Annotated in this window: 18 protein-coding genes and 2 pseudogenes; 13 read left to right on the top strand and 7 right to left on the bottom strand. The window is 72.3% G+C overall.

Annotated elements, in window-relative coordinates; genetic code table 11:
- Nucleotides 1–38: 38 nt before the first annotated feature.
- The 5 genes from ACFYXM_RS00620 to ACFYXM_RS00600 all read left to right on the top strand — a co-directional run bounded on the left by ACFYXM_RS00620 (nucleotide 39) and on the right by ACFYXM_RS00600 (nucleotide 5,044).
- Entirely contained in the window at nucleotides 39–821 is a 783-nt protein-coding gene (locus ACFYXM_RS00620) for an SDR family oxidoreductase (RefSeq protein ID WP_389285512.1), read from the top strand.
- 63 nt (nucleotides 822–884) lie between these two features.
- Nucleotides 885–1,496 (top strand): TetR/AcrR family transcriptional regulator, encoded by a 612-nt coding sequence (locus ACFYXM_RS00615; protein ID WP_389285511.1) that lies wholly within the window; start codon nucleotides 885–887, stop codon nucleotides 1,494–1,496.
- 47 nt (nucleotides 1,497–1,543) lie between these two features.
- On the top strand, nucleotides 1,544–2,701 hold the full coding sequence (locus tag ACFYXM_RS00610) for an acetyl-CoA C-acetyltransferase (RefSeq protein WP_389285509.1): 1,158 nt from the start codon (nucleotides 1,544–1,546) through the stop codon (nucleotides 2,699–2,701).
- 251 nt (nucleotides 2,702–2,952) lie between these two features.
- On the top strand, nucleotides 2,953–3,156 hold the full coding sequence (locus tag ACFYXM_RS00605) for a cold-shock protein (RefSeq protein ID WP_073788737.1): 204 nt from the start codon (nucleotides 2,953–2,955) through the stop codon (nucleotides 3,154–3,156).
- A 184-nt stretch (nucleotides 3,157–3,340) separates the two neighbouring features.
- Nucleotides 3,341–5,044, top strand: a complete 1,704-nt coding sequence (locus ACFYXM_RS00600; RefSeq protein WP_389285507.1) for a DEAD/DEAH box helicase — start codon at nucleotides 3,341–3,343, stop codon at nucleotides 5,042–5,044.
- A 169-nt stretch (nucleotides 5,045–5,213) separates the two neighbouring features.
- Here ACFYXM_RS00600 and ACFYXM_RS00595 read toward each other — a convergent pair whose 3' ends face one another.
- The 4 genes from ACFYXM_RS00595 to ACFYXM_RS00580 all read right to left on the bottom strand — a co-directional run bounded on the left by ACFYXM_RS00595 (nucleotide 5,214) and on the right by ACFYXM_RS00580 (nucleotide 8,858).
- A complete protein-coding gene (locus tag ACFYXM_RS00595; protein WP_389285505.1) occupies nucleotides 5,214–6,326 on the bottom strand; it encodes an NAD(P)H-dependent flavin oxidoreductase in 1,113 nt (370 codons plus the stop codon).
- Nucleotides 6,326–7,033 carry a CoA-transferase subunit beta gene (locus ACFYXM_RS00590; RefSeq protein ID WP_389285915.1) on the bottom strand — a complete coding sequence of 236 codons (708 nt, stop codon included), beginning with the start codon at nucleotides 7,031–7,033 and terminating at the stop codon, nucleotides 6,326–6,328. The genes ACFYXM_RS00595 and ACFYXM_RS00590 overlap by 1 nt, the downstream gene beginning before the upstream one ends.
- A 95-nt stretch (nucleotides 7,034–7,128) precedes the next feature.
- Nucleotides 7,129–7,983 carry a CoA transferase subunit A gene (locus ACFYXM_RS00585; protein ID WP_389285913.1) on the bottom strand — a complete coding sequence of 285 codons (855 nt, stop codon included), beginning with the start codon at nucleotides 7,981–7,983 and terminating at the stop codon, nucleotides 7,129–7,131.
- A 125-nt stretch (nucleotides 7,984–8,108) separates the two neighbouring features.
- Complete coding sequence (locus tag ACFYXM_RS00580) at nucleotides 8,109–8,858, bottom strand: enoyl-CoA hydratase family protein (RefSeq protein WP_389285504.1); 750 nt, start codon at nucleotides 8,856–8,858, stop codon at nucleotides 8,109–8,111.
- 87 nt (nucleotides 8,859–8,945) lie between these two features.
- On the opposite strand from ACFYXM_RS00580, the gene ACFYXM_RS00575 reads away from it, so the two are divergent.
- Nucleotides 8,946–9,968 carry an SDR family oxidoreductase gene (locus ACFYXM_RS00575; protein WP_389285502.1) on the top strand — a complete coding sequence of 341 codons (1,023 nt, stop codon included), beginning with the start codon at nucleotides 8,946–8,948 and terminating at the stop codon, nucleotides 9,966–9,968.
- A gap of 561 nt (nucleotides 9,969–10,529) precedes the next feature.
- Here the strand turns inward: ACFYXM_RS00575 and ACFYXM_RS00570 are convergent.
- The gene (locus tag ACFYXM_RS00570) at nucleotides 10,530–11,456 is read right to left on the bottom strand and encodes a hypothetical protein (RefSeq protein WP_389285500.1); all 927 of its coding nucleotides are present in this window, start codon (nucleotides 11,454–11,456) and stop codon (nucleotides 10,530–10,532) included.
- Nucleotides 11,457–11,725: 269 nt separating this feature from the next.
- Between ACFYXM_RS00570 and ACFYXM_RS00565 the strand changes: the two genes are divergently transcribed.
- On the top strand, nucleotides 11,726–12,502 hold the full coding sequence (locus ACFYXM_RS00565; RefSeq protein ID WP_389285498.1) for a S1 family peptidase: 777 nt from the start codon (nucleotides 11,726–11,728) through the stop codon (nucleotides 12,500–12,502).
- Between the two features lie 268 nt (nucleotides 12,503–12,770).
- On the opposite strand, the pseudogene ACFYXM_RS00560 reads toward ACFYXM_RS00565, so the two are convergent.
- A pseudogene (locus ACFYXM_RS00560) lies at nucleotides 12,771–14,409 on the bottom strand (beta-galactosidase); the annotation flags it as partial.
- Between ACFYXM_RS00560 and ACFYXM_RS00555 the strand changes: the two are divergent.
- Together ACFYXM_RS00555 and ACFYXM_RS00550 are read left to right on the top strand one after the other, a co-directional pair.
- Nucleotides 14,355–14,891, top strand: a pseudogene (locus tag ACFYXM_RS00555) (helix-turn-helix domain-containing protein); the annotation flags it as partial. The pseudogenes ACFYXM_RS00560 and ACFYXM_RS00555 sit on opposite strands and share 55 nt — an antisense overlap.
- Nucleotides 14,892–15,164: 273 nt before the next feature.
- A complete protein-coding gene (locus ACFYXM_RS00550; RefSeq protein WP_389285497.1) occupies nucleotides 15,165–15,491 on the top strand; it encodes a chorismate mutase in 327 nt (108 codons plus the stop codon).
- A gap of 841 nt (nucleotides 15,492–16,332) precedes the next feature.
- Here the strand turns inward: ACFYXM_RS00550 and ACFYXM_RS00545 are convergent.
- A complete protein-coding gene (locus ACFYXM_RS00545) occupies nucleotides 16,333–16,902 on the bottom strand; it encodes a flavoprotein (protein ID WP_389285495.1) in 570 nt (189 codons plus the stop codon).
- A 135-nt stretch (nucleotides 16,903–17,037) separates the two neighbouring features.
- Here ACFYXM_RS00545 and ACFYXM_RS00540 point away from each other — a divergent pair, with 135 nt between their 5' ends.
- From ACFYXM_RS00540 to pepN, 4 genes are all read left to right on the top strand, one after another.
- Complete coding sequence (locus ACFYXM_RS00540) at nucleotides 17,038–18,222, top strand: helix-turn-helix domain-containing protein (RefSeq protein ID WP_389285494.1); 1,185 nt, start codon at nucleotides 17,038–17,040, stop codon at nucleotides 18,220–18,222.
- A gap of 125 nt (nucleotides 18,223–18,347) precedes the next feature.
- A complete protein-coding gene (locus ACFYXM_RS00535; protein ID WP_389285492.1) occupies nucleotides 18,348–18,545 on the top strand; it encodes a hypothetical protein in 198 nt (65 codons plus the stop codon).
- Nucleotides 18,542–18,802, top strand: a complete 261-nt coding sequence (locus ACFYXM_RS00530) for a hypothetical protein (RefSeq protein WP_389285491.1) — start codon at nucleotides 18,542–18,544, stop codon at nucleotides 18,800–18,802. Before ACFYXM_RS00535 ends, ACFYXM_RS00530 begins: the two co-directional genes overlap by 4 nt.
- 333 nt (nucleotides 18,803–19,135) lie before the next feature.
- Nucleotides 19,136–21,655, top strand: a complete 2,520-nt coding sequence (gene pepN, locus ACFYXM_RS00525; RefSeq protein WP_389285489.1) for an aminopeptidase N — start codon at nucleotides 19,136–19,138, stop codon at nucleotides 21,653–21,655.
- Nucleotides 21,656–21,828 lie beyond the last annotated feature (173 nt).

The raw sequence follows: 21,828 nt of genomic DNA, 5'->3' as shown, positions 1-21,828 counted from the left end.
TCGAGAACCCCGCGGACCGGGACCGAGGAGGCACGGGCGTGAGCGCACCGCAGTACGAACCTGGACACGGACTGCTGGCCGGCCGGAGCGCCGTCGTCACCGCCGCCGCGGGCACCGGAATCGGCGGTGCCACCGCCCGCAGATTCCTGGAGGAGGGTGCCCGCGTCGTCATCGGGGACGCGCACGCCCGCCGCCTCGGCGAGACGGAGCGCGCCCTCGCCGGGGAGTTCGGAGCCGACCGCGTCGCCGCACTGCCCTGCGACGTCACCGACGAGGCACAGGTCCGGGCCCTTCTCGCGCTCGCCGAACGCACCCACGGCGGACTCGACATCGTCGTCAACAACGCCGGCCTCGGCGGCACCGCGCCGCTCACCGAGATGACCGACGAGCAGTGGACCAAGGTCCTCGACGTCACCCTGAACGGCACCTTCCGCTGCACCCGGGCCGCCCTGCGCTCGCTGCGGGCGGCGGGGCGCGGCGGCGTCGTCGTCAACAACGCCTCCGTCGTCGGCTGGCGCGCCCAGAGCGGCCAGGCCCACTACGCGGCGGCCAAGGCGGGCGTCATGGCGCTCACCCGGTGCGCCGCGATCGAGGCCGCCGAGTACGGCGTACGCGTCAACGCTGTCGCCCCCAGCCTCGCCATGCACCCGCACCTGGTGAAGGTCACCTCCGCCGAGCTCCTCGACGAACTGACCGCGAAGGAGGCGTTCGGCCGGTACGCCGAACCGTGGGAGGTCGCCAACGTCATCGTCTTCCTCGCCAGCGGCTACTCCTCGTACATGACGGGCGAGGTCGTCGCGGTGAGCAGCCAGCGTGCCTGAGTGGACGGCCGCCGCCGTGCCCGCGATGTCCGGGGCAGGGGGCCGCGGGCGGACAATGGGCGGGTGCCTACGAAGAAGAAGCCCCAGGTGACCCCCTCGCCCGAGCGCCGCCGCGAACTGCTCGACACCGCCGCCGAGGTGTTCGCCGCGCAGGGATACAACGCCACCACCGTCCGCAGGATCGCGGACGCGGCGGGGATGCTCGCGGGCAGTCTCTACTACCACTTCGACTCCAAGGAGTCGATGATCGACGAGATCCTCTCGACCTTCCTCACCGAGCTCCGGGAGGGCTACGAGGCGGTGCTCGCCGCCGGACTCGGCCCCCGGGAGACCATCGAGGCCCTCGTCACCGAGTCCTTCCGGGAGATCGACCGGCACCGCGCCGCCGTCGCCATCTACCAGAAGGAGTCCAAGCATCTGGCGACCCAGTCGCGCTTCCAGTACCTCGTCGACTCCCAGCGCGAGTTCGAGCAGGCGTGGCTCGGCACGCTGGAACGCGGCGTCGCCGACCGGACCTTCCGCGCCGACCTCGACATCCGCCTCACCTACCGGTTCGTCCGCGACACCGTCTGGGTCGCGGCCTCCTGGTACCGACCCGGCGGACAGCACAGCCCCGACGAGATCGCCCGTCAGTACCTCTCGATGGTCCTGGACGGCATCGCCCTGGACACCTGACCCCTGGGCAGACCCGAACCCGTGAGCCCCGTGAAGGAGTGGCAGTCATGGCCGAGGCATACGTGATCGAAGCGGTACGCACCCCGGTCGGCAGGCGCGGGGGCGGCCTCGGCGGGATCCATCCCGCCGACCTCGGCGCCCATGTGCTCAAGGCCCTCGTCGAGCGGGCCGGGATCGACCCGGCGGCCGTCGACGACGTGGTTCTCGGCTGCCTCGACACCGTGGGGCCGCAGGCCGGCGACATCGCCCGCACCTGCTGGCTGGCGGCCGGACTGCCCGAGGAGGTCCCCGGCGTCACCGTCGACCGCCAGTGCGGCTCCTCCCAGCAGGCCGTGCACTTCGCCGCCCAGGGCGTGCTCTCCGGCACCCAGGACCTGGTCGTCGCGGGCGGCGTGCAGAACATGACGCAGATCCCGATCGCCTTCGCCTCCCGCCAGGCCGCCGCACCGCTCGGCCTGACGGAGGGGCCGTACGCGGGCAGCGAGGGCTGGCGTGCCCGGTACGGCGACGCGCCGGTCAACCAGTTCCACGGTGCCCAGCTCATCGCCGAGAAGTGGGGCATCAGCCGCCTCGACATGGAGGAGTTCGCGCTGCGCTCCCACCGGCGCGCGCTCCGCGCCATCGACGAGGGCCGCTTCGCGCGCGAGACCGTCGCCGTGGGCGACGTCACCACCGACGAGGGCCCGCGCCGTGACACCACCCTGGAGAAGATGGCCGCGCTGAAGCCGGTCATGGAGGGCGGCACGATCACCGCGGCCTGTTCCTCACAGGTATCCGACGGGGCGGCCGCCGTACTGCTGGCCTCCGAACGCGCCGTGGCCGAGCACGGCCTCACTCCGCGCGCCCGCGTCCACCACCTCTCCGTGCGCGGCGAGGATCCGATCCGCATGCTGTCCGCCCCGATCCCGGCCACCGCCCGCGCACTCGCGCGGACCGGCATGACCATCGATGACATGGACCTGATCGAGATCAACGAGGCTTTCGCCCCGGTCGTGCTGGCCTGGCTGAAGGAGACCGGCGCCGACCCCGACCGGGTGAACGTCAACGGCGGCGCGATCGCTCTGGGTCACCCGCTCGGCGCAACCGGTGCGAAATTGTTGACGACGTTGCTCCACGAATTGGAGCGCACCGGGGGCCGCTACGGGCTCCAGACCATGTGCGAGGGCGGCGGTCAGGCGAACGTGACGATCATCGAACGGCTCTGATTTCCTCCGGTTTCCTCCGGTCCGGCCCGGAATCCGCCGGTCTCGGCGTGGCGCGTCCCCGCCGCGACCGGCGGAACGTGCTAAGGTTGCCGCGTTGCAGTTTTGGTACCCATGAACATGATGTGCGCCTGACGGGAATGCTTCGTCGGGCGCATTATTGTTTTCCGGCTTTCTCCGGATGGGGCTCAATGCGGCGACGCGGAATTCGTGAAGTGCGGATTTCCGGCACTGCACCTCTTGAGGAGAATGACATGGCCACTGGAACCGTGAAGTGGTTCAACTCGGAAAAGGGCTTCGGCTTCATCGAGCAGGACGGCGGCGGCGCCGACGTCTTCGCCCACTACTCCAACATCAGCTCCACCGGCTTCCGTGAGCTTCACGAGGGCCAGAAGGTCACGTTCGACGTGACGCAGGGCCAGAAGGGCCCGCAGGCGGAGAACATCGTCCCGGCCTGACCGTCGGACGCGCAACCCGCAGCCGGGGCCCGCACCGTCGAGGTGCGGGTCCCGGCTTGTGCTGTCCCCGTGGCCCCGGGCCCGCTCACGCCGTCCGTCGTCCCATCACGCTGTGTTCCCAGCGGTCCCGGCAGTTCCCCCGGGTCCTGGGAAATTCCAGGAATCCCCAGGAGGGCAATTCCGTATGACCCGCTCCGAACGCCAGGACCGCCCCGCCCGCAACCGCCCGTCGAGGGGGCGCGGCACGGCCCCGGCGAAGGCGGCCGCCAAGGGCGCAGGCAAGGGCCCCGGCAAGGCGTCGTCCCGTCGCAGGGCCATGCCGCCGCAGGGAGAGTTCGCCCTGCCCGAGACCCTGACCCCCGCACTGCCCGCCGTCGAGGCGTTCGCCGAACTGGACATGCCGACGGCCCTGCTGAAGACCCTGGCGGCGCAGGGGGTCACCGATCCCTTCCCGATCCAGGGCGCCACGCTGCCGAACTCGCTGGCCGGCCGGGACATCCTCGGCCGCGGTCGCACCGGGTCCGGCAAGACCCTCGCCTTCGGCCTCGCGCTGCTGGCCCGTACCGCCGGGCGGCGTGCCGAGCCGCGGGCGCCTCTCGCGCTGGTCCTCGTCCCGACCCGCGAGCTCGCCCAGCAGGTCACCGACGCGCTGACGCCGTACGCCACCTCCGTGCATCTGCGCCTGGCCACCGTCGTCGGCGGAATGTCGATCAACCGGCAGTCCCTCGCGCTGCGACGGGGCGCCGAGGTGCTCGTCGCCACGCCGGGCCGGCTGAAGGACCTCATCGAGCGCGGGGACTGCCGCCTCGACCAGGTCGCCGTCACCGTTCTCGACGAGGCCGACCAGATGGCCGACATGGGCTTCATGCCGCAGGTCGTGGCACTGCTCAAGCAGGTCGAGCCGGGCGGCCAGCGGATGCTGTTCTCCGCGACGCTCGACGCGAACATCGACCGGCTGGTCAGGATGTTCCTCACCGATCCCGTCGTGCACTCGGTCGACCCGTCCGCGGGCGCGGTCACCACGATGGAACACCATGTGCTGCACGTGGTCGACGAGACGGACAAGAAGGCCGTCGCCATCCGGATCGCCGCCCGCGACGGCCGGGTGATCATGTTCGTGGACACCAAGCGGTCCGCCGACCGCTTCGCCAAGCGGCTGCTCGCCAACGGGGTACGGGCCGCGGCCCTGCACGGCGGGCGCTCGCAGCCGCAGCGCAACCGGACACTTGACCAGTTCAAGAACGGCCAGGTCACCGCGCTCGTCGCGACGAACGTGGCGGCACGCGGCATCCATGTCGACGAGCTCGACCTGGTCGTGAACGTGGACCCGCCGACCGACCACAAGGACTACCTCCACCGGGGCGGGCGCACGGCGCGGGCCGGTGAGTCCGGCAGCGTCGTCACCCTGGTGCTCCCCGAGGAGAAGCGGGAGATGAACCGGCTGATGGCCGACGCGGGCATCTCTCCGCGCACCACCCGGGTCCGTTCCGGCGACGAGGAACTCGTACGGATCACCGGGGCCCGGGAACCGTCCGGGGTCGCGGTCGTCATCGAGGTCCCGCAGCCGGTCACCCCGCCGAAGCAGCGCACCCGGTCCGGCGGTGCCGAGCCGGGCGGTCCCGGCACCTCTTCGGGCGGGCGCCGTCGCCGCCGCGGCGGCGACGGCCGGGGCGCCGACGGCACGGGCCGGGGCGCCGGGGGCCAGGGCCGGGTCTCCGGAGGCGGCGAGCGCCGGGGTGCCGGGGACGGAGAGCGCCGGGGCTCGGGCGGCTCCACCGGCGGCGGTTCCCCCCGCGCGGCCGGTACCGGGCGCTCCCGGACCCGGACCCGGGCCGGTGCCGGGAACGGTGGCGCCGAGCGGACGGGGCGTGGCCGCCGAGCCGCGTAGCCGTCGCCCCCGTACACGCGACGTGCGGAGACGCGCGAAGGCGCACGGGAGACGCGCGGAGGTAGTGCGGGAAACGTGCCGGGACGTCCGGGCGCACACGCGGACGAGGTGCGGCGGCCATGGCCGTGACCACGGCCGTGACCGGGGGTGCGCCCGGCCACGGTCGTGGTCACCGCACCGCCGCTCCGTCACCCGGCGGGAGCGAGGGCCGGGGCGGTGCCTCGGGGGTCGGGGCCAGGGTGCGTGTTGCCGCGGCCAGGGCCGCATGGGCCTCCGCCATCACCCGTTCCACCAGCTCCGCGCAGCTGGGCAGATCCTCGATCACCCCGGCCACCTGCCCCGACGCCATCACGCCGAGATCGGTGCGACCGTCGACCATGGACGCCTTCAGCAGCATGGGGGTGTTGGCGGCGAGCAGGACCTGGCTCCAGGACAGGTCCTTGCCGTGCCTCATCGCGAGACCGTCGCGCACCATCCGGGACCAGCCGAGGCCGGAGATCCGCCGGAAGCCCGCGGCCCGGCGCACCGCCTGGGCCAACGCCCGTACCCGGCCCGCGCGTTCCAGCGAGGCGACCATCTCCGTACGCAGCATCCGGTGCGGCAGCCCGTCCACCGCCGTGGTGACCGTGACGTCCTTGACGCCCGCCGCCAGATAGCGGGCCTTCACCGCGTCCGGCACCGTCGAGTCCGACGTCAGCAGGAACCGCGTGCCCATGGCGATACCCGCCGCCCCGTACGCCAGCGCCGCGACCAGGCCGCGGCCGTCGTGGAAGCCGCCCGCCGCGATCACCGGGATGTCCACCGCGTCGACCACCTGCGGCAGCAGCACCGTGGTCGCGACGTCGCCGGTGTGGCCGCCACCCTCGCCGCCCTGCACGACCACCGCGTCCGCGCCCCACGCCGCTACCTTCTCCGCGTGGCGCCGGGCACCGATCGACGGGATGACGACCACCCCCGCGTCCTTCAGCTCGGCGATCAGGTCCTTCGAGGGGGCCAGCGCGAAGGACGCCACCTTCACACCCTCGTCGACGATGATCCGTACCCGCTCGCGCGCGTCCCCGGCGTCGGCCCGCAGATTGACGCCGAACGGCTCGTCCGTACGGGACTTGACCTCGCGCACCGCCTCCCGCAGCCGCTCCGGTGTCATCGTCGCGGACGCCAGGATGCCGAGCGCTCCGGCGCGGGCGGTGGCGGAGACCAGCCGGGGGCCCGCGACCCAGCCCATGCCGGTCTGCACGACGGGGTGACGGATGCCGACGAGTTCGGTGAGCGCGGTCCGCATCAGACCCGCACCTCGCGGTTCCGGGCCCCCGCCGGGTCGATGACCTCGCGGATCAGGCGCAGCTCCGCGGCGGTGGGTTCCCGGGTGGACGGGACGCCGTCCCGCGCGACGACGAGCGCGAAACCGGTGGCCGCGCGGACCTGTTCGACGGTGACGCCCGGGTGCAGCGAGACCAGGCGCATCGAGTGGTCCGGGGTCGCGAAGTCGAGAACGGCGAGATCGGTGACGACACGCCGCAGGCCGTGGTGGCGCCGCGCCGACCGGCCGGCCGCCGCCGCGCTGTCGTACCCGACGCCGCAGATCATGTCGACACGCTCGACGAAGACCCGGCGGGAGTGCTTGGGAACCCAGTAACTCACCGGATTGTTCAGGGTGTTGACGGGTGCGCCACGCGCCCCGAGCAGCTGCCGGTCGGGTCGGTGCCAGTCGCCGATGCAGGAGATGTTCTGATTGCCGAACCGGTCGAGCTGGCTCGCCCCCATCATCACGTGACGCCTGCCGCCCGTGACCATGGTGAGGTGCTGACGGTAGGGCAGCCAGCCCTCCGGTGTGCCGTCCGGGCCGACGATCAGCGCCTCGCCGTCGGTGAGCAGCAGGTCGGGGGCGAAGGTGAGCCGGGCGAGCCGCGCGCCGATGGACGGGACGGCGCCCATCGGACTGGCCAGTACCTCGCCGTCGCCCCGCCAGGCGTCGGCGCAGGCGATCACGCAGTACTCGGCCCGGGTGGCGGGGGGCGCGCCGGTGCCGGCGGGGGTGAGGTCGGCCGCTTCGGCCGCCGTGTGGTCCGTGGTGCGATCCGTGGTCACTGCTGCTCCTCGTGCCAGGTCCGGACGGCCGCCTGATAGCTCTTCTCGTCGCCGTGCGCGGGCAGGAAGCGGTCGCCGAACTCCGCCCAGGCGACGGGGTCGGCGGCGGCGGTTGCGTACGCCCTCTGGAACGCCTCGTCGCGGGGGTGGTCGGGCGCGCACGAGGTGAAGTGCGCGCCGTTGGGCGTCTCGACCACCCCGGTGACGTAGTGCCGTTTCACGAGGAGGGTCTGCGGGGCGGCCCTCTCTGTCAACTCGGCGGTGTCCACGAGGCGTTCGCAGGAGACGTACGCGGTGTCGGCGGCCTCGCAGAACAGGTCGTCGAAGTACGGGTCGGGGCCCAGGTACTGGCCGTTGCCGAACCGGTCGGCGCGGTTCATGTGGACCAGCGCCGCGTCCATCCGCAGGGCGGGCATCGCGACGAACTCCTCGCCGTCCGCGTACGGTGAAGTGACTGTGCGCAGCGCGGGGTTGACCCGCATCACGTCCGAACCGATACCGGCGCGGACGGGGAGGAACGGCAGTCGGTTCGCGGCGGCGTGCAGCCCCCACATGAGCATGGCCTCGTCGAGCTCCATCAGTTCGAACGTGCCGCGCTGGCGGGCCGCCCTGAAGTGCGGTTCGAGCGGGATCGAGTCGAGCGTGACGAAGGCCGCGACCAGCTTGCGGATCCGGCCGGCGGCGGCGAGCAGGCCGACATCGGGGCCGCCGTAGGAGACCACGGTGAGATCGGTGACGTCGGAACGCAGCAACTCCCGTACCAGAGCCATCGGTTTGCGGCGCGAGCCCCAGCCTCCGATGCCGATCGTCATTCCGCTGGAGAGGCGGGAGACGACCTCGCGCGCGGTCATGCTCTTGTCGGTCCTCGCATCCGAACCGGCCCCGGTTCCGGCCCCGGCCCCGGTTCCGGTCCCGGCGTCGGGGTCGGGATCGGTTCCGGCTTCGGTCCTGGCTGTGGCCCTGGAGTCGGTTTCGGTCACGGTCGTGCCTCCCTGCCGAAGGTGTCGCGGACCCGGTCGGCGACACCGCTGAGACCGGCCTCGAAGGTGAAGCCCTGTTCGAAGCGGTAACTGCGGTGGACGTCGACCGGGTCGATGCCGTTGATGGCGGCCTTGGCCAGCCGGATCAGATATCCGTCCTTGCAGGCGATCTCGCCCGCCAACTCCATGGCGGCGTCCAGGAGTTCGTCGCGCGGTACGACCTTCCAGACCGATCCGTGGGCGTGCAGCTCGGCGGCGGTGGCGGTGCGCGAGGTGTAGTACAGCGCGCGCATCAGGTGCTGCGGCACGAGCCGGGCGAGATGGGTCGCCGCACCCAGTGCGCCCCGGTCCAGCTCGGGCAGGCCGAACGTGGCGTCCTCGCTCGCGACGATCGCGTCCGCGTTGCCGACGAGCCCGATGCCGCCGCCGAGACAGAAGCCGTGCACCGCGGCGACGACCGGCACCTCGCACTCGTACACCGCCGAGAACGCCTCGTAGCAGCCGCGGTTGGCGCCGATCAGGGCGTCGTGTCCGGTGTCGCGCTGCATCTCCTTGATGTCGACGCCCGCGTTGAATCCGCGCCCCGCGGCGGTCAGGACGACACAGCGGACCTCCGGGTCGCGCCCCGCCGCCCGCAGGGCGTCGGCGAGGTCGTACCAGCCCCGCACGGGCAGCGCGTTGACGGGCGGGTGGTCGACCGTGATCAGGCGGATGCCCTTGTCCGGGCTCGTGGTGGAGACACCCATGAGCGAATCAGCTACCTTTCCACCAAACATTTGTTAGGTGTGGAAGGTAGCAGTCTGCCCCCGCATCGCCAACAGGGGAGAGGTGTGATGGCCACGAGCAGGGACGGATACGGCGCGGCACGACCCGAGCGAACGGAGCAGGCGGGGCGGGCGGAGCGGGCGGAGCGGGCGGGGCGGGCGGAGCGGGCGGGGCGGGCGGAGAGGGGGCTGTGTGCCGGGCGGGTGGTGGTCGTGACCGGTGCCGGGCGCGGGCTCGGCCGGGCGCACGCGCTCGCGTTCGCCGCCGAAGGGGCGCGGGTCGTGGTCAACGATCTCGGTGTCGGTGCCGACGGAGTCGGGGGATCGGGCGGCCCGGCCCGGCAGGTGGCCGACGAGATCTCGGCGGCGGGCGGCGAGGCGGTCGCCCACACCGGCGACATCGCCACCGCGGAAGGGGCCGCGTCACTGGTCGCCACCGCGCTGGAAACCTTCGGGCGGCTGGACACCCTGGTCAACAACGCCGGATTCCTGCGCGACCGGATGCTGGTGAACCTGGACGAGGACGACTGGGACGCGGTGATGCGGGTCCACCTGAAGGGGCACTTCCTGCCGCTGCGTCAGGCCGCCGGGCACTGGCGGGCAGAGGCCAAGGCGGGTCGTCCACCGGTTGCCCGGGTCATCAACACCAGCTCCGGCGCGGGGCTGCTCGGGAGCGTCGGCCAGGGCAACTACTCCGCCGCGAAGGCCGGCATCGTGGGCCTGACCCTGGTCGCCGCCGCGGAGCTGGGGCGGTACGGGGTCCAGGTCAACGCGATCGCCCCGGCGGCCCGGACCCGGATGACCGAGCGGACCTTCGCCGAGACCATGGCGGCGCCGGGGGAGGGGGAGTTCGACGCGATGGCCCCCGAGAACGTGTCCCCGCTGGTGGTGTGGCTCGGCTCGGCCGCGAGTGACGGCGTGACCGGGCGCGTCTTCGAGGCGGAGGCCGGACGCATCACGGTCATGGAGGGCTGGCGCCCCGGACCCACCGAGGACCTCGGGGCCCGGTGGGCGCCGGCCGAGGCGGGGGAGGCGGCCCGGAAACTGCTCGCCCGCGCGGAGGCGTCGCGGCCGGTGTACGGGGCCGGGTAGGGCGGTGTGCCGCCGGCCGGTGCACCACCGCCGCACGCGCCTCACCCCGCCGTACCGACCGCACCCCGCCCGTACGGCCGTACTCTCAAGGGTCGGAGACCGGCACGGACCGCCGACCGCGACTTCCCGCCCCGCCGGACCCCTTCGCCCGCGCCCGCCCGCGCCCCCTCGGCCGGCGTCTCGACCATCGCGGCGACGCCTACGGGGGCAGCCTCGACAGCCGCGCCAAGCTCGCCCTCGGCATCGCCCGCGCCGTTCGCGACGAGGTGGGCGACACGATCGCGGTCACCGCCGAACTCAACACGGACGACGGGGTGCCCGGCGGCTTCCGGCTCGACGAGAGCCTCCAGGTCGCCCTTCGGCTCCAGGAGGACGGCACGGTCGACGCCATCGAACTGACCGCCGGGAGTTCCCTGTTCAACCCGATGTACCTGTTCCGGGGCGACGCGCCCGTCACCGAGTTCGCCGCCGTCTTCCCCGGCCGGTGCGCCGGTCCGGCCTCTTGCTCCCCAGGTCGTTACGGACGGGGGACGACCGGACACCGTCACCGCGGCCGTACGCTCAGGTGTCGCAGTCCAGGACCGTCCGGCACAGTCCGCACCGGGCCCGCATCCGGCCGCGCACCGGAACGCGCAGGCGCTGGTGGCAGGTGGGGCAGGGGAAGGAGACCCGGAGTCCCCGCGGGCCGTTCTCGAAGGCGTACGGGACGTCGGGGGCCGGACGCGCGGACGTGTCGCGAAGCTCCTGGGCGGCCCGCCGGTCGCGGGCGTAGCGGTGCCGGGACGCCCAGCCGGCGGAGGCGAGCGGGGGCTGCCGGGTGTCACGCAGGGCCTGCGCTCGCCCCTTCGTGTAAGCCGTGTACGCCTGCGGGCTGGTGAACCAGGGTGAGGGGTCCTCGCCGAAGGCGAACGCCCGCTTGGCGAGGACGTACCCGAACTCCTCCGGGGTGAGGTAGCCGAGCTTCTGGCTGGATACGGCGTCCTCGCGGAAGGCGTCCAGCAGCAGCCAGCCGGCGCCGAGGTAGACCGTCACGGTGTCGGTGAGGATCTCGTTGTCCCGCGTCCCCGGGAACTCCAGGCCGAGCCGGTGCAGCAGGACATGCGTGATCTCGTGCGAGAGAGCGGCGCCGACGTCCCTGCGGTGGGTGCGGAACCGGTCGTTGAGTTCGATGAAGTACTCCGGCCCCGCGGCGAGTTCGACCGTGGCAGCGTGCTCCGTGGTCCGGAAGGCGACGACCATCCGGGCGTCGGGCAGGCGCAGGTGCTGGACCACGGCCCGGGCCACCCGCTGGGCCCCGAGGTGCAGGTCGTCCTGGTCGGAGAGGGCGACGTCGGCCGCGGTGAGGCTCGTGGCGTAACCGCGGACCCCGTCGTACGACAGCCTCCGGTACAGCGCCGTGATCGCGGAACGGACCGTACCGAGATGAGGGAAGCCGTGGACGACCGGCCCGCCATCGACCCGGCTGCCGTCCCGACCGCTGTCCGCCACGTGCCCACCCCCGTCCGCGACGTCCGACCGGTCTCCACTGTAACCGCGAGGGCATTGGTGATCTTGGCTGAAAAGCGAACCTTGTGGAGGCCGTGATCGCTTCCCGATAATCCCAAGCACGCCTTTGTCGGGAGCATGACCATCCGGGTGATCCTGCCCGTGCGCCGGGCCCCGGGCGAGGGCGGACACACCCCGCGAGATCAGGGAGATCCCTTATGAGATCTCCTACGAGTACCCCCACAGCACCCCCCACGAAAGAAGGCAGTCCCTTGAAGCAGCTTCTGCGCGCCCTGAAAAGATGTTCCGTCATAGCCGCCGTGGCCCTCGCGGCCGTCAGTCTCCAGCCCGCCGGAGCCTCCGCGGCGCCCGCGCCCGTCGTCGGCGGGACCCGTGCGGCCCAGGGTGAATTCCCGTTCATGGTCCGGCTGTCGATGGGCTGCGGCGGAGCCCTCTACGCCAAGGACATCGTGCTCACCGCCGCGCACTGCGTGGACGGATCGGGCAACGACACCTCCATCACCGCCACCGCCGGCGTCGTCGACCTGCAGTCCTCCAGCGCCATCAAGGTCAAGTCCACCAAGGTTCTCCAGGCCCCCGGCTACAACGGCACGGGCAAGGACTGGGCACTGATCAAGCTGGCCAAGCCGATCGACCGGCCCACCCTCAAGATCGCCACCAGCACCGCGTACAACAACGGCACCTTCACCATCGCCGGCTGGGGCGCGGCCACCGAGGGCGGCTCGCAGCAGCGCTACCTGCTCAAGGCCACCGTGCCGTTCGTCTCCGACGCCGAGTGCCAGGCCGCGTACGGCGGCGACCTCGTCCCCGGCGAGGAGATCTGTGCCGGTCTGATCGACACCGGCGGCGTGGACACCTGCCAGGGCGACTCCGGCGGCCCCATGTTCCGCAAGGACAACTCCGGGTCCTGGATCCAGGTCGGCATCGTCAGCTGGGGCCAGGGCTGCGCCAGGCCCGGCTACCCGGGCGTCTACACCGAGGTCTCGACCTTCGCATCCCAGATCGCCTCGGCCGCGTCCACGCTCTGATCCGGGAACCTGCACGACCGCACGACCGCAAGGCCACAAGGCCGTGAGTCCGTCCGCAGGGCCGTGAGCCCGTGAGCCGGGGTTCCTGAACCCGGAGCCCGACCGGGCCCCGGACCCGCGAACGGGGGTTCCGGAACGGGCCCCGGGCCATCGGTCCGGCACCGGCCCCGGTCCCGGCGATCCGCCGGGGCCATGGGCCGGTGCCGGGTTCCGTGCTCCGGGCCCAGACATCACGTTCCGGCCCCGGTGCCGCGCTCCGGACCCCGGCTCACACCCGGATGTCCCCCGGGGCCTCCGCGGCCCGGACGGGTGCCCCCGGACCCAGTTCGGCGTACGGGGCGCCCGCGCCCTCCAGCTCCAGCACCCACACCTCGTTGGCGCCCTCCCGCAGTACCGGCCCCGGCACGTACAGCGTCCGCCGCGGACCGCTCGACCAGTACCGGCCCAGGCCGAAACCGTTCACCCACACGAACCCCCGCGTCCAGCCCGGCAGTTCCAGCCCCGCGTGCCCCGTGTCCGCCACGCCCGTGACCGCGAACGTGCCCCGGAACAACCCGGTACGCCGTGCCTCGCCGACGCCCCCGGCCCGCCCCGCTTCCCCGGCACATCGGATGTCCTCGAAGGCCACCCCGGCCAGCGCGTCCGGCTCCTCGAACGCCTCCAGCCGCAGCGCCCGCGCCCGTACACCGTGCAGATACTGCCGTTCGTGCACCACCCCGCCCGTGATCCCCTTGGGCTCACCGAGCCGCGGCCCGTAGTTCACCCGGCCCAGCGACTCCACCCACAGCTCGACCTCGGCGGGACCGGCCACCGGCTCGTCCAGGGTGCCGTTCTCCTCGCTCAGCACACCCGCGCGGACACCGTCCACGTACACCACGGCCCGGCCCCGCAGCCCCACCGTCCCCAGGGCGTACGGGATGCGCGGCCCCGGCACCGCGACTCGGTAGCGCACCAGCCCCCGGTCGACCCCGAGCTCCTCGAACGTCGGCGGAACCCCCGATGGCGCGGGCTCCTCGTCCCCAGCGCCTCCAGCACAGCGGAAGCGGGGCCCAGCCCGTCAACTCCGCGCGCACCGGGGAGGTCAGGGGCACGGGCTCCGGCGGAAGCTCCGGAAGCGGCCCGTCCGCGTACTCGGCCAGTACCTCGCGGAACCGCCAGAACTTCTCCGTGGGACGTCCGTACTCGTCGATCGGCGCGTCGTAGCCGTACGACGTCACCGTCGGCAGGAAGTCCTGGTCCTGCAACGGGCCCGAACGGTTGGCCCCGGCCCACCCGGCGAAGTTCGTCCCGCCGTGCGCCATGTAAATGTTCACCGACGCCCCGCACTCCAGGATCTCCCGCAGCGCCCGGGCAGACTCCTCCGGATCGCGCACGACCGGCTCGGCACCCCAGTGATCGAACCACCCGCACCAGAACTCCATGCACATCAGCGGCCCCTTCGGCTGATGGCGGCGCAGCACCTCGAAAGCCTCCCGCGCCCCCGAACCGAAGTTCGCCGTGGCCGGCAGCCCCGGCACGGAACCGCCCGTGAGCATGTGGTCCTCCGGCCCGTCGGACGTGAACAGCGCAACCGTCACCCCGAGCTCGCGCAGCATCCCCGCCACCCGCCGCAGGTAGACCTGGTCGGTGCCGTAGCTCCCGTACTCGTTCTCCGCCTGAACCGTGATCACCGGACCGCCCCGGCCGATCTGCCGCTGCACCACCTGCGGCAGCAGTGCCGTGAACCACCGCTCCACGGCGTCCAGGTACTCCTCGTCACGGGTCCGCAGCCGGCGCCCGAACCGCCCGGTCACCCAGACCGGCAGCCCCCCGTTCTCCCATTCCGCGCAGATGTACGGCCCCGGGCGGACGATCGCCCACAGCCCGGCCCGCTGCGCCGCGTCCAGGAAGCGTCCGGGCCGCCCGACGCGACAACCCCCTGCTGGAGGTCGAGACCGGAGCCGCCGTCCACGAACTCCTCGTCGCCCTGCGCCGGGCCCGCGCCGATGTCAGCCCCGACGGCGACCCCGTGCTCCAGGCCCTCGCCCGGGACGCCTTCCAGCCGCTGTCCGTCGCCGAGCACGCCGCCCGGCACGGCATGACACCCGCCGAACTGCGCACGGCGGTGCGGCGCGGGGCGGGCTGCAGCCCCAAGGACTACCTCCTCGGCATCCGCCTCGGCCGCGCCAAGGAACTCCTCGTCGCCACGGACCTGCCGGTCGCCGCGGTCGCCCGGCGCGTCGGCTACGACGACCCGGCGTACTTCTCCAGGCTCTTCGCCCGCCGCGTCGGCTCGGCACCGGTCCGGTTCCGTGAACAGCAGGGCCGCAACGTCCCGGGCGGCTGGAGCGGCCAGGTGCCGGACCCGGAGAACCCGCCGACCATCCCTCCTCCCGGCCCGGCGCCCTGAGCCGGACCCTGCCCCATGAACGGACCAACGGCCGAACCCCGCACAGGACACACCGTCCAACGACCTGGGGAGCAATAGGGAGTGGATCGGCGAGCGGCGTCGTGCGGCTTCGACTCCAGGGCGGAGGAGGGAGGCGGATGGGGTCTCCCCTGCTCGAAAGCAGGTGAGAGCTCGGGGAAGGAGCGTCGGTGACCGACGACGACACGGGAGGCGGAGTCGCAGGGCGTCGGGAGCCCGCTCCTAATTGCTCCCCAGGTCGTAAGCTCGCTGACCATGACCACGAAGGACATCGACGAGTCCGTGAGCACGGAACTGAACCGCCTGCGCGAGAGCATCGACAACATCGACGCGGCGGTCGTCCACATGCTCGCCGAGCGCTTCAAGTGCACCCAGCAGGTCGGCCACCTCAAGGCCGCCCACCACCTGCCCCCGGCCGACCCGGCCCGGGAGGCCCGGCAGATCACCCGGCTGAGGCAACTGGCGGAGAGCGCGCATCTCGACCCGGCCTTCGCGGAGAAGCTGCTGAACTTCATCGTCGCCGAGGTCATCCGGCACCACGAGTGGATCGCGGAGGAGTCGGCGGCCGACCAGGACGCCTGAGCCCTCGGGCGGGGCCCGCCTTCCTCCGCCCTCCTCGTCCTCGGCCACGAGGAAACGGGTGGCCCGGCCACGAGGACACGATCGCTCGGTCGCATGGCCACGGGTGGCTCGGTCAAGAGGTCGCGCGCATAGGCGGGGCGGAGGAAGGAGCAGGGCGAGGGGCAAGCCCGGCAAGGCGGAGGAGGGAGGTGACGCGAAGGGGGCCCCTCCCATGCCTTTCGGGCCATGGGGGAGTCGTCGACCGACGACAACGCCGCCGGGCGCCGCCCATCGCCCCGCGACGCCGCCCCACCTATGCGCGCGACCTCTAAGGGGGGTGCGGCTCGCTCGGTCACGGGGTGCGGGGGCGGGACCGCCCGCCGACGCCTCGACCACACCACCCAGGCACTCACCAGCAGCCCGAGCCCCGTGGCCAGGACCACGAGCCCGGCCCAGGCCGATTCGTCGCCGTGATCGCCGTTGCCCACCGGCGCGGGCGCCCCGGACGCCGCGATGTCCGCGAGGACCAGCAGCACCGCCCCCCACCGGGGCCGGTACGGCCCAGCCGACGTGTTCGGGACGCGAGAACCGGGCGGACACCAGCGCATCCGCCATCAGAAGCACCGCACAACCGAGCGCCGGCACCACCGTGTACATGAGCCACTCGGACAGCAACGGCCCCCAGTACCACTGCGAATCCGGCTCGGCCCGTCGAAGCAGTACAGCGCCCGGGGCTGCGGCGCGTCCAGGAAGTCCCGCACCGCTGTCACCACCCGGGGCGCACCGCGGTCACGACCTCGGCCACACCGCGGCCGTCCGGCCGACACGGCGAGGCATCCGGCGCGCGGCAACACCGACGTGCTCACGGCGAGCCGGACTCCACCTCGCTCAACGTGCCGTCCAGCGCGTCCAGCGCATCGACCGCGATCTCCCACGGATACCCGCCGGGGCGCCGTTCGCCCGGCTGGTTCGGCACGAAACCGCCGTTCCCGTACAGCACGTCCACCCCCGCGGACCGTAACGTCTCCACCGACCGCTCGAACTGCGGATGCCGTACGAAGGCGGCGTTCACGCACGGCATGGTCAGCGTCGGGATCCTCTTGCCGATCCCCTCGGCCACGACACCGACGACGAACGAGGACGTGAGACCGAGCGCCCACTGATTGATGGTGTTGAACGAGGCCGGCGCCAGCAGGATCGCGTCGGCCCGCGGCCAGACGTCCGGATCACCCGGCCGCTTGTACTCAGAACGTACGGGATGCCCGGTCAACTTCTCCAACTCCGGTAACTCCTCCCGCAGCCACCGCGCCGCAGTCGGCGTCAGACCGAGACACACATCCCAACCCCGGCCCCGCAACAGGCCGATGACCAGGGAAACATCGAGAACAGGGGGAGCGGCGGAACCGAACAGGTACAGCGTTCTGGCGGTCATGGGCGCCATCCCACACCGAGGACGACAGCACACGCAACCACCCCCGATACGGGTGGATTGGGGACGATGCCCAACCCCGGAACGATCTTCCGTGTGTACCTTCCTCATGCTCACGAGCGAGGAACGGAGGCCAGTGTGTGCAATCCGCATGACGATGCCGTAGGAGCCCGGATCAGGGAACAGCGCCGACTGGCCCGACTGACACAGAGACAGCTGGCCGAGCGGATCCCCTACTCCTACAGCCTGCTCAACCAGGTCGAGTGCGGCGCGAAGCCGGCGGGAGCCGACTTCGTCGCGGCCGTCGCGCACGCCCTGCGGATCGATGTCACGACCCTGACGGGGGAGCCGTACGCGACCGAACCGCAACAGGGCCGGCTCGCCGCACTCGTGCGCCCCATCCGCGAGGCACTCGACCTCTACGACCTCGGGGCCGACGAAACACTGCCCCACGTACCCACCCACGCACTCCACACGGCCGCGGACCGACTGTGCGCCGACGTCCGCGCGGCCAGGCTGCGCAGCGCCGCCCGACGCCTGCCCGGGACGATCGCGCAACTGACCACGGCGGTCTCACGGGACCCCTCCACCCGGCTGTGGCAGGCCCTCGCCTCCACCTACCGCACCGCCCACGACATCGCGGTCAAACTCGGCTACTACGATCTCAGTTCCGTGGCCCTCGATCGCATGGACTGGGCCGCCCAACGCGCCTCCGACCCCTGCCTGGCCGCCATCCGCCAGTACATGCGGGCACTGGCGTACTTCCGGGAGGGCGAATACGCCATCGGCCGACGGCTCGTCCGCGCCGGACACGGGCTGATCGCCTCCGTCCCACCGACGACGCAGACCATCACCGTCACGGGACAACTGCATCTGGGCGCCTCCGTGATCGCGGCCCGCGCCGGCCGGGCGTCGACCGTCGACGTCCACCTCGCGGAAGCCGAACGCTGCGCCGGGCTGGTGGGGGAGGTTCCGGAGGTCCACTGGCTCTCCTTCGGCCCGACGAACGTGGCCCTGCACCGCATGTCAGCCGCCGTCGAGATGCACCAGTACGACGAGGCACTCACCCAGGCGAGGCGCATCAGCCTGCCACCCGCCCTGGCCACGTCCCGACGCGCCCACTTCCTGATCGACAGGGCCCGCTCGGAGATGGAGACCGGCCGGACCGAGGCGGCCCTCGCGAGCATCGCCGCCGCCCGCCGTACGGCTCCTGAGCAGACGCGCTACCACCCCGGCGCGCGGGAGACCGTCAAGGGCCTGGTGCACACATCGCGCCGCACCCCCGAGACCCTGGGACACCTGGCCGCCTGGATCGGCCTGTGAAGACCCCGGCCACCCGGCCCGCCCCGACGACGCCAACGACACTCACGCATGTGTGAGCGTTGAGCCCGCCGCCGACCGGCACGCTGGTTCCCCACCACCCGATTCAACGGCGAACGAGGGCCATCATGACGGAGATCGTCCATGTGCCGGCACGGCTGGAACGCTGTTGCCACGACGGAAAGGTGACAAGGCTCCCGATCAAGGTCGACGAGGTGTACGCCGCGTCCGGCGTCGGCACCAAGGTGTACGCCTGCCCGGGGCACGCCCCTCTCTACGGGGGCCGCCCCACCAAACCCGCACACGGCGGGGGAACGACCGGATGAGCAAGGCGATCCGGGACACCGGCTGGTCGATCGGCCCGGACTGGAGCGAGGAGGCGCCGCCACCGGTGCGACAGGTGGAGTGCACGACATGCCGGGAACGGTCCGAGGAGTGCACTTCACAACTCGGCCCGGACGCCTGGGCGCTGCGCCACGCCGCCCTGAGCGGACACGACGGATACCGGGAGACCGTCACCGCTCTCCTCCGCGTCACACCCGCCCCCGGAGCTCCGGCGGACCGCAAGCGGACCGCGCCCTGAACGCCTCGCCCCGCGGCCTCCTCAGCCCGCGAGCTTCTCGGCCCGCGGCCTTCCCGGCCCGTGATCTCTTGGTCCCGTAGCCTTCCCGGCCTGCGATCTCCTGGTCCCGCGCCGCGACTCGTGACCCCCTGGTCCCGCGAACGCCGCGATTCCCGATCGCCCCGTACGACACCGGGGCGCACCAAGGGCGGCCGGCGGACCCGCCACGCAGCCTCCCGTACCCGGCCCGGCACATCCCCTCGCGCCCCGGTGTGACTCCGCGCCCCGGCGGTACCCCTCAGCCCTGCGAGAACCCGCCTGCGCGGCGCCCGGCCCGTACGGCAGCATGGACGCATGTCCGTACTGACGCGCGACGAAGCGCAGACCCGAGCCCAGTTCCTCGACGTACAGCGGTACACGATCGACCTCGATCTGACCGCGGGGGAGGAGACCTTCGACTCCCGCACCGTCATCCAGTTCACCGCAGCCGCGGCCGGAGACACGTTCGTCGAACTCAAGCCGGCCACCCTGCGCTCGATCAGCCTCGACGGACAGCCCCTCGACCCCGCCGACCTCGTCGAGAACCGCTTCCCGCTCACCGCCCTCACCGCGGGCGCACACGAACTACGCGTCGACGCCGCCATGCGCTACTCCCGCACCGGCGAAGGCATGCACCGCTTCACCGACCCCACCGACGGCGAGACATACGCCTACACCCAACTCTTCATGGAAGACGTCCAGCGCGTCTTCGCCGCGTTCGACCAGCCGGACCTCAAGTCCGTCTTCGAGCTCGCCGTCACCGCCCCCGAAGGCTGGACCGTCCTCGGCAACGGCATCGCCGAACACCGCGGCGACGGCCGCTGGACCCTGGCACCCACCCCCCTCATCTCCACCTACCTCGTCGCCGTCGCCGCCGGCCCCTGGCACTCCGTGACCACACAACACGCCGGACTGCCCTTCGGTATCCACTGCCGCCGCTCCCTGGCCCCCCACCTCGACGCGGACGCCGACGAGATCCTCGACATCACCCGGGCCTGCTTCGACCGCTTCCACGAGAAGTTCGACGAGCCCTACCCCTTCGACTCCTACGACCAGGCATTCGTCCCCGAATTCAACGCGGGCGCCATGGAGAACCCCGGACTCGTCACCTTCCGCGACGAATTCGTCTACCGCTCCGCCGTCACCGACACCGAACGTCAGACCCGCGGCATGGTCATCGCCCACGAAATGGCCCACATGTGGTTCGGCGACCTCGTCACCCTCGCCTGGTGGGACGACATCTGGCTCAACGAGTCCTTCGCCGAGTACATGGGCTACCAGACCCTCGCCGAAGCCACCCGTTTCACCGACACCTGGGTCGACTTCGGCGTCGCACGCAAGGGCTGGGGTTACGACGCCGACCAGCGCCCCTCCACCCACCCCGTCGCCCCCGACCCCGCCGCCGTCCCCGACACCGCCTCCGCGATGCTCAACTTCGACGGCATCTCCTACGCCAAGGGCGCCTCCGCCCTGCGTCAACTCGTCGCCTGGCTCGGCGAGAAGGACTTCCTGGCCGGCATCAACACCCACTTCGCCCGCCACAAGTTCGCCAACGCCACCCTCGCCGACTTCATCGAAAGCCTCGCATCGGCCACCGACCGCGACGTCCACGCCTGGGCCGACACATGGCTGCGCACCACCGGAGTCGACACCCTCACCCCCCGCGTCCGGGAGTCCGACGGCACCTGGTCCGTCACCGTCGACCACGGCGGCAGCCGCCCCCACCGCATCGCCGTCGGCGCCTACGACCACGCCCCCGACTTCTCCGGAACCCCCACCCACACCGGACCCGGCCGCCTGATCCTGCGCGACCGCTTCGAGACCGACGTCCCCGGCGACGGCCCGGCCGACCCGCTGCCCGGCCGCCGCCCCGCACTCGTCGTCCTCAACGACAGCGACCTCAGCTACGCCAAGGTCCGCCTCGACGCCACCTCCTGGGACACCGCCCTCCAGCACCTGTCCGGCATCCCCGACGCGCTGACCCGCGCCGTCGTCTGGAACGCCGCCCGCGACATGGTCCGCGACGGCGAACTCGCCCCCACCACCTACCTCGACACCGCCCGCACCCACCTTCCGCACGAGACCGACCTCGCCCTCGCCCAGGGCGTACTCGCCTTCGCGGGCACCCACATCGCCGGCCACTACCTCACCCCCGAGAACCGGCCCGCCGCCCTCGCCACCATCACCGCACTCTGCCGCGACCTCATCCGCCGCACCGAGGACGGCCACAACCCCGGCCTCCGCCTCATCGCCGTACGCCACCTCATCGACGCCGCCACCCAGCCCGACACCATCCAGGACTGGCTCACCAACGGCTCCGTCCCGGGCGGACCCGAACTCGATCCCGAACTGCGCTGGCGCATCCTCACCCGCCTCGCCGTCCTCGGCGCCATCGACGAGGCCCACATCGCCACCGAACTCGAACAGGACCCCAGCGCCACCGGACAGGAAGGCGCCGCCCGCTGCCGCGCCGCCCTCCCCACCCCCGAGGCCAAGGCCACCGCCTGGCACACCCTCTTCAACGACGACGCCCTCTCCAACTACCTGTTCACCGCCACCGCCCAAGGCTTCTGGCAGCCCGAACAGGCCGATCTCGTACGGGACTACGTGCCGCGCTACTACCCCGAGGCCACCCGCCTCGCCGCCCGCCGCGGCCCCGCCATCGCCGAAGCCGCAGGCCGCTATGCGTTCCCCGGATACGCCGTCGACACCGACAACCTGCACCTCGGCGAGCAGGCCCTGAACGACACCGGCCTCATCCCGGCCCTGCGCCGCAAGCTCATCGACCAGCTCGACGACCTCCGCCGCGCCCTCGCCGTACGCGAAGCCCACTGATCCGCACCAACCCACCACCGTCGCCCGCCGGCCGGCACCAACCCGTCACCACTGGTGCCGGCCGGCACCGATCCATCAGCGGTCGCCCACCGGCCGACACCAACCCGCCCACCACCGGCACCCACCGACCCGCGGGGCCCACCGGCCGCACCCGACCCACTCGCCCCCACCCG

This window comes from Streptomyces sp. NPDC002476, from assembly GCF_042889785.1.
Lineage (GTDB): Bacteria > Actinomycetota > Actinomycetes > Streptomycetales > Streptomycetaceae > Streptomyces.
Note: the sequence above shows the minus strand (reverse complement) of the source record. Positions and strands in the feature narration are given on the sequence as shown.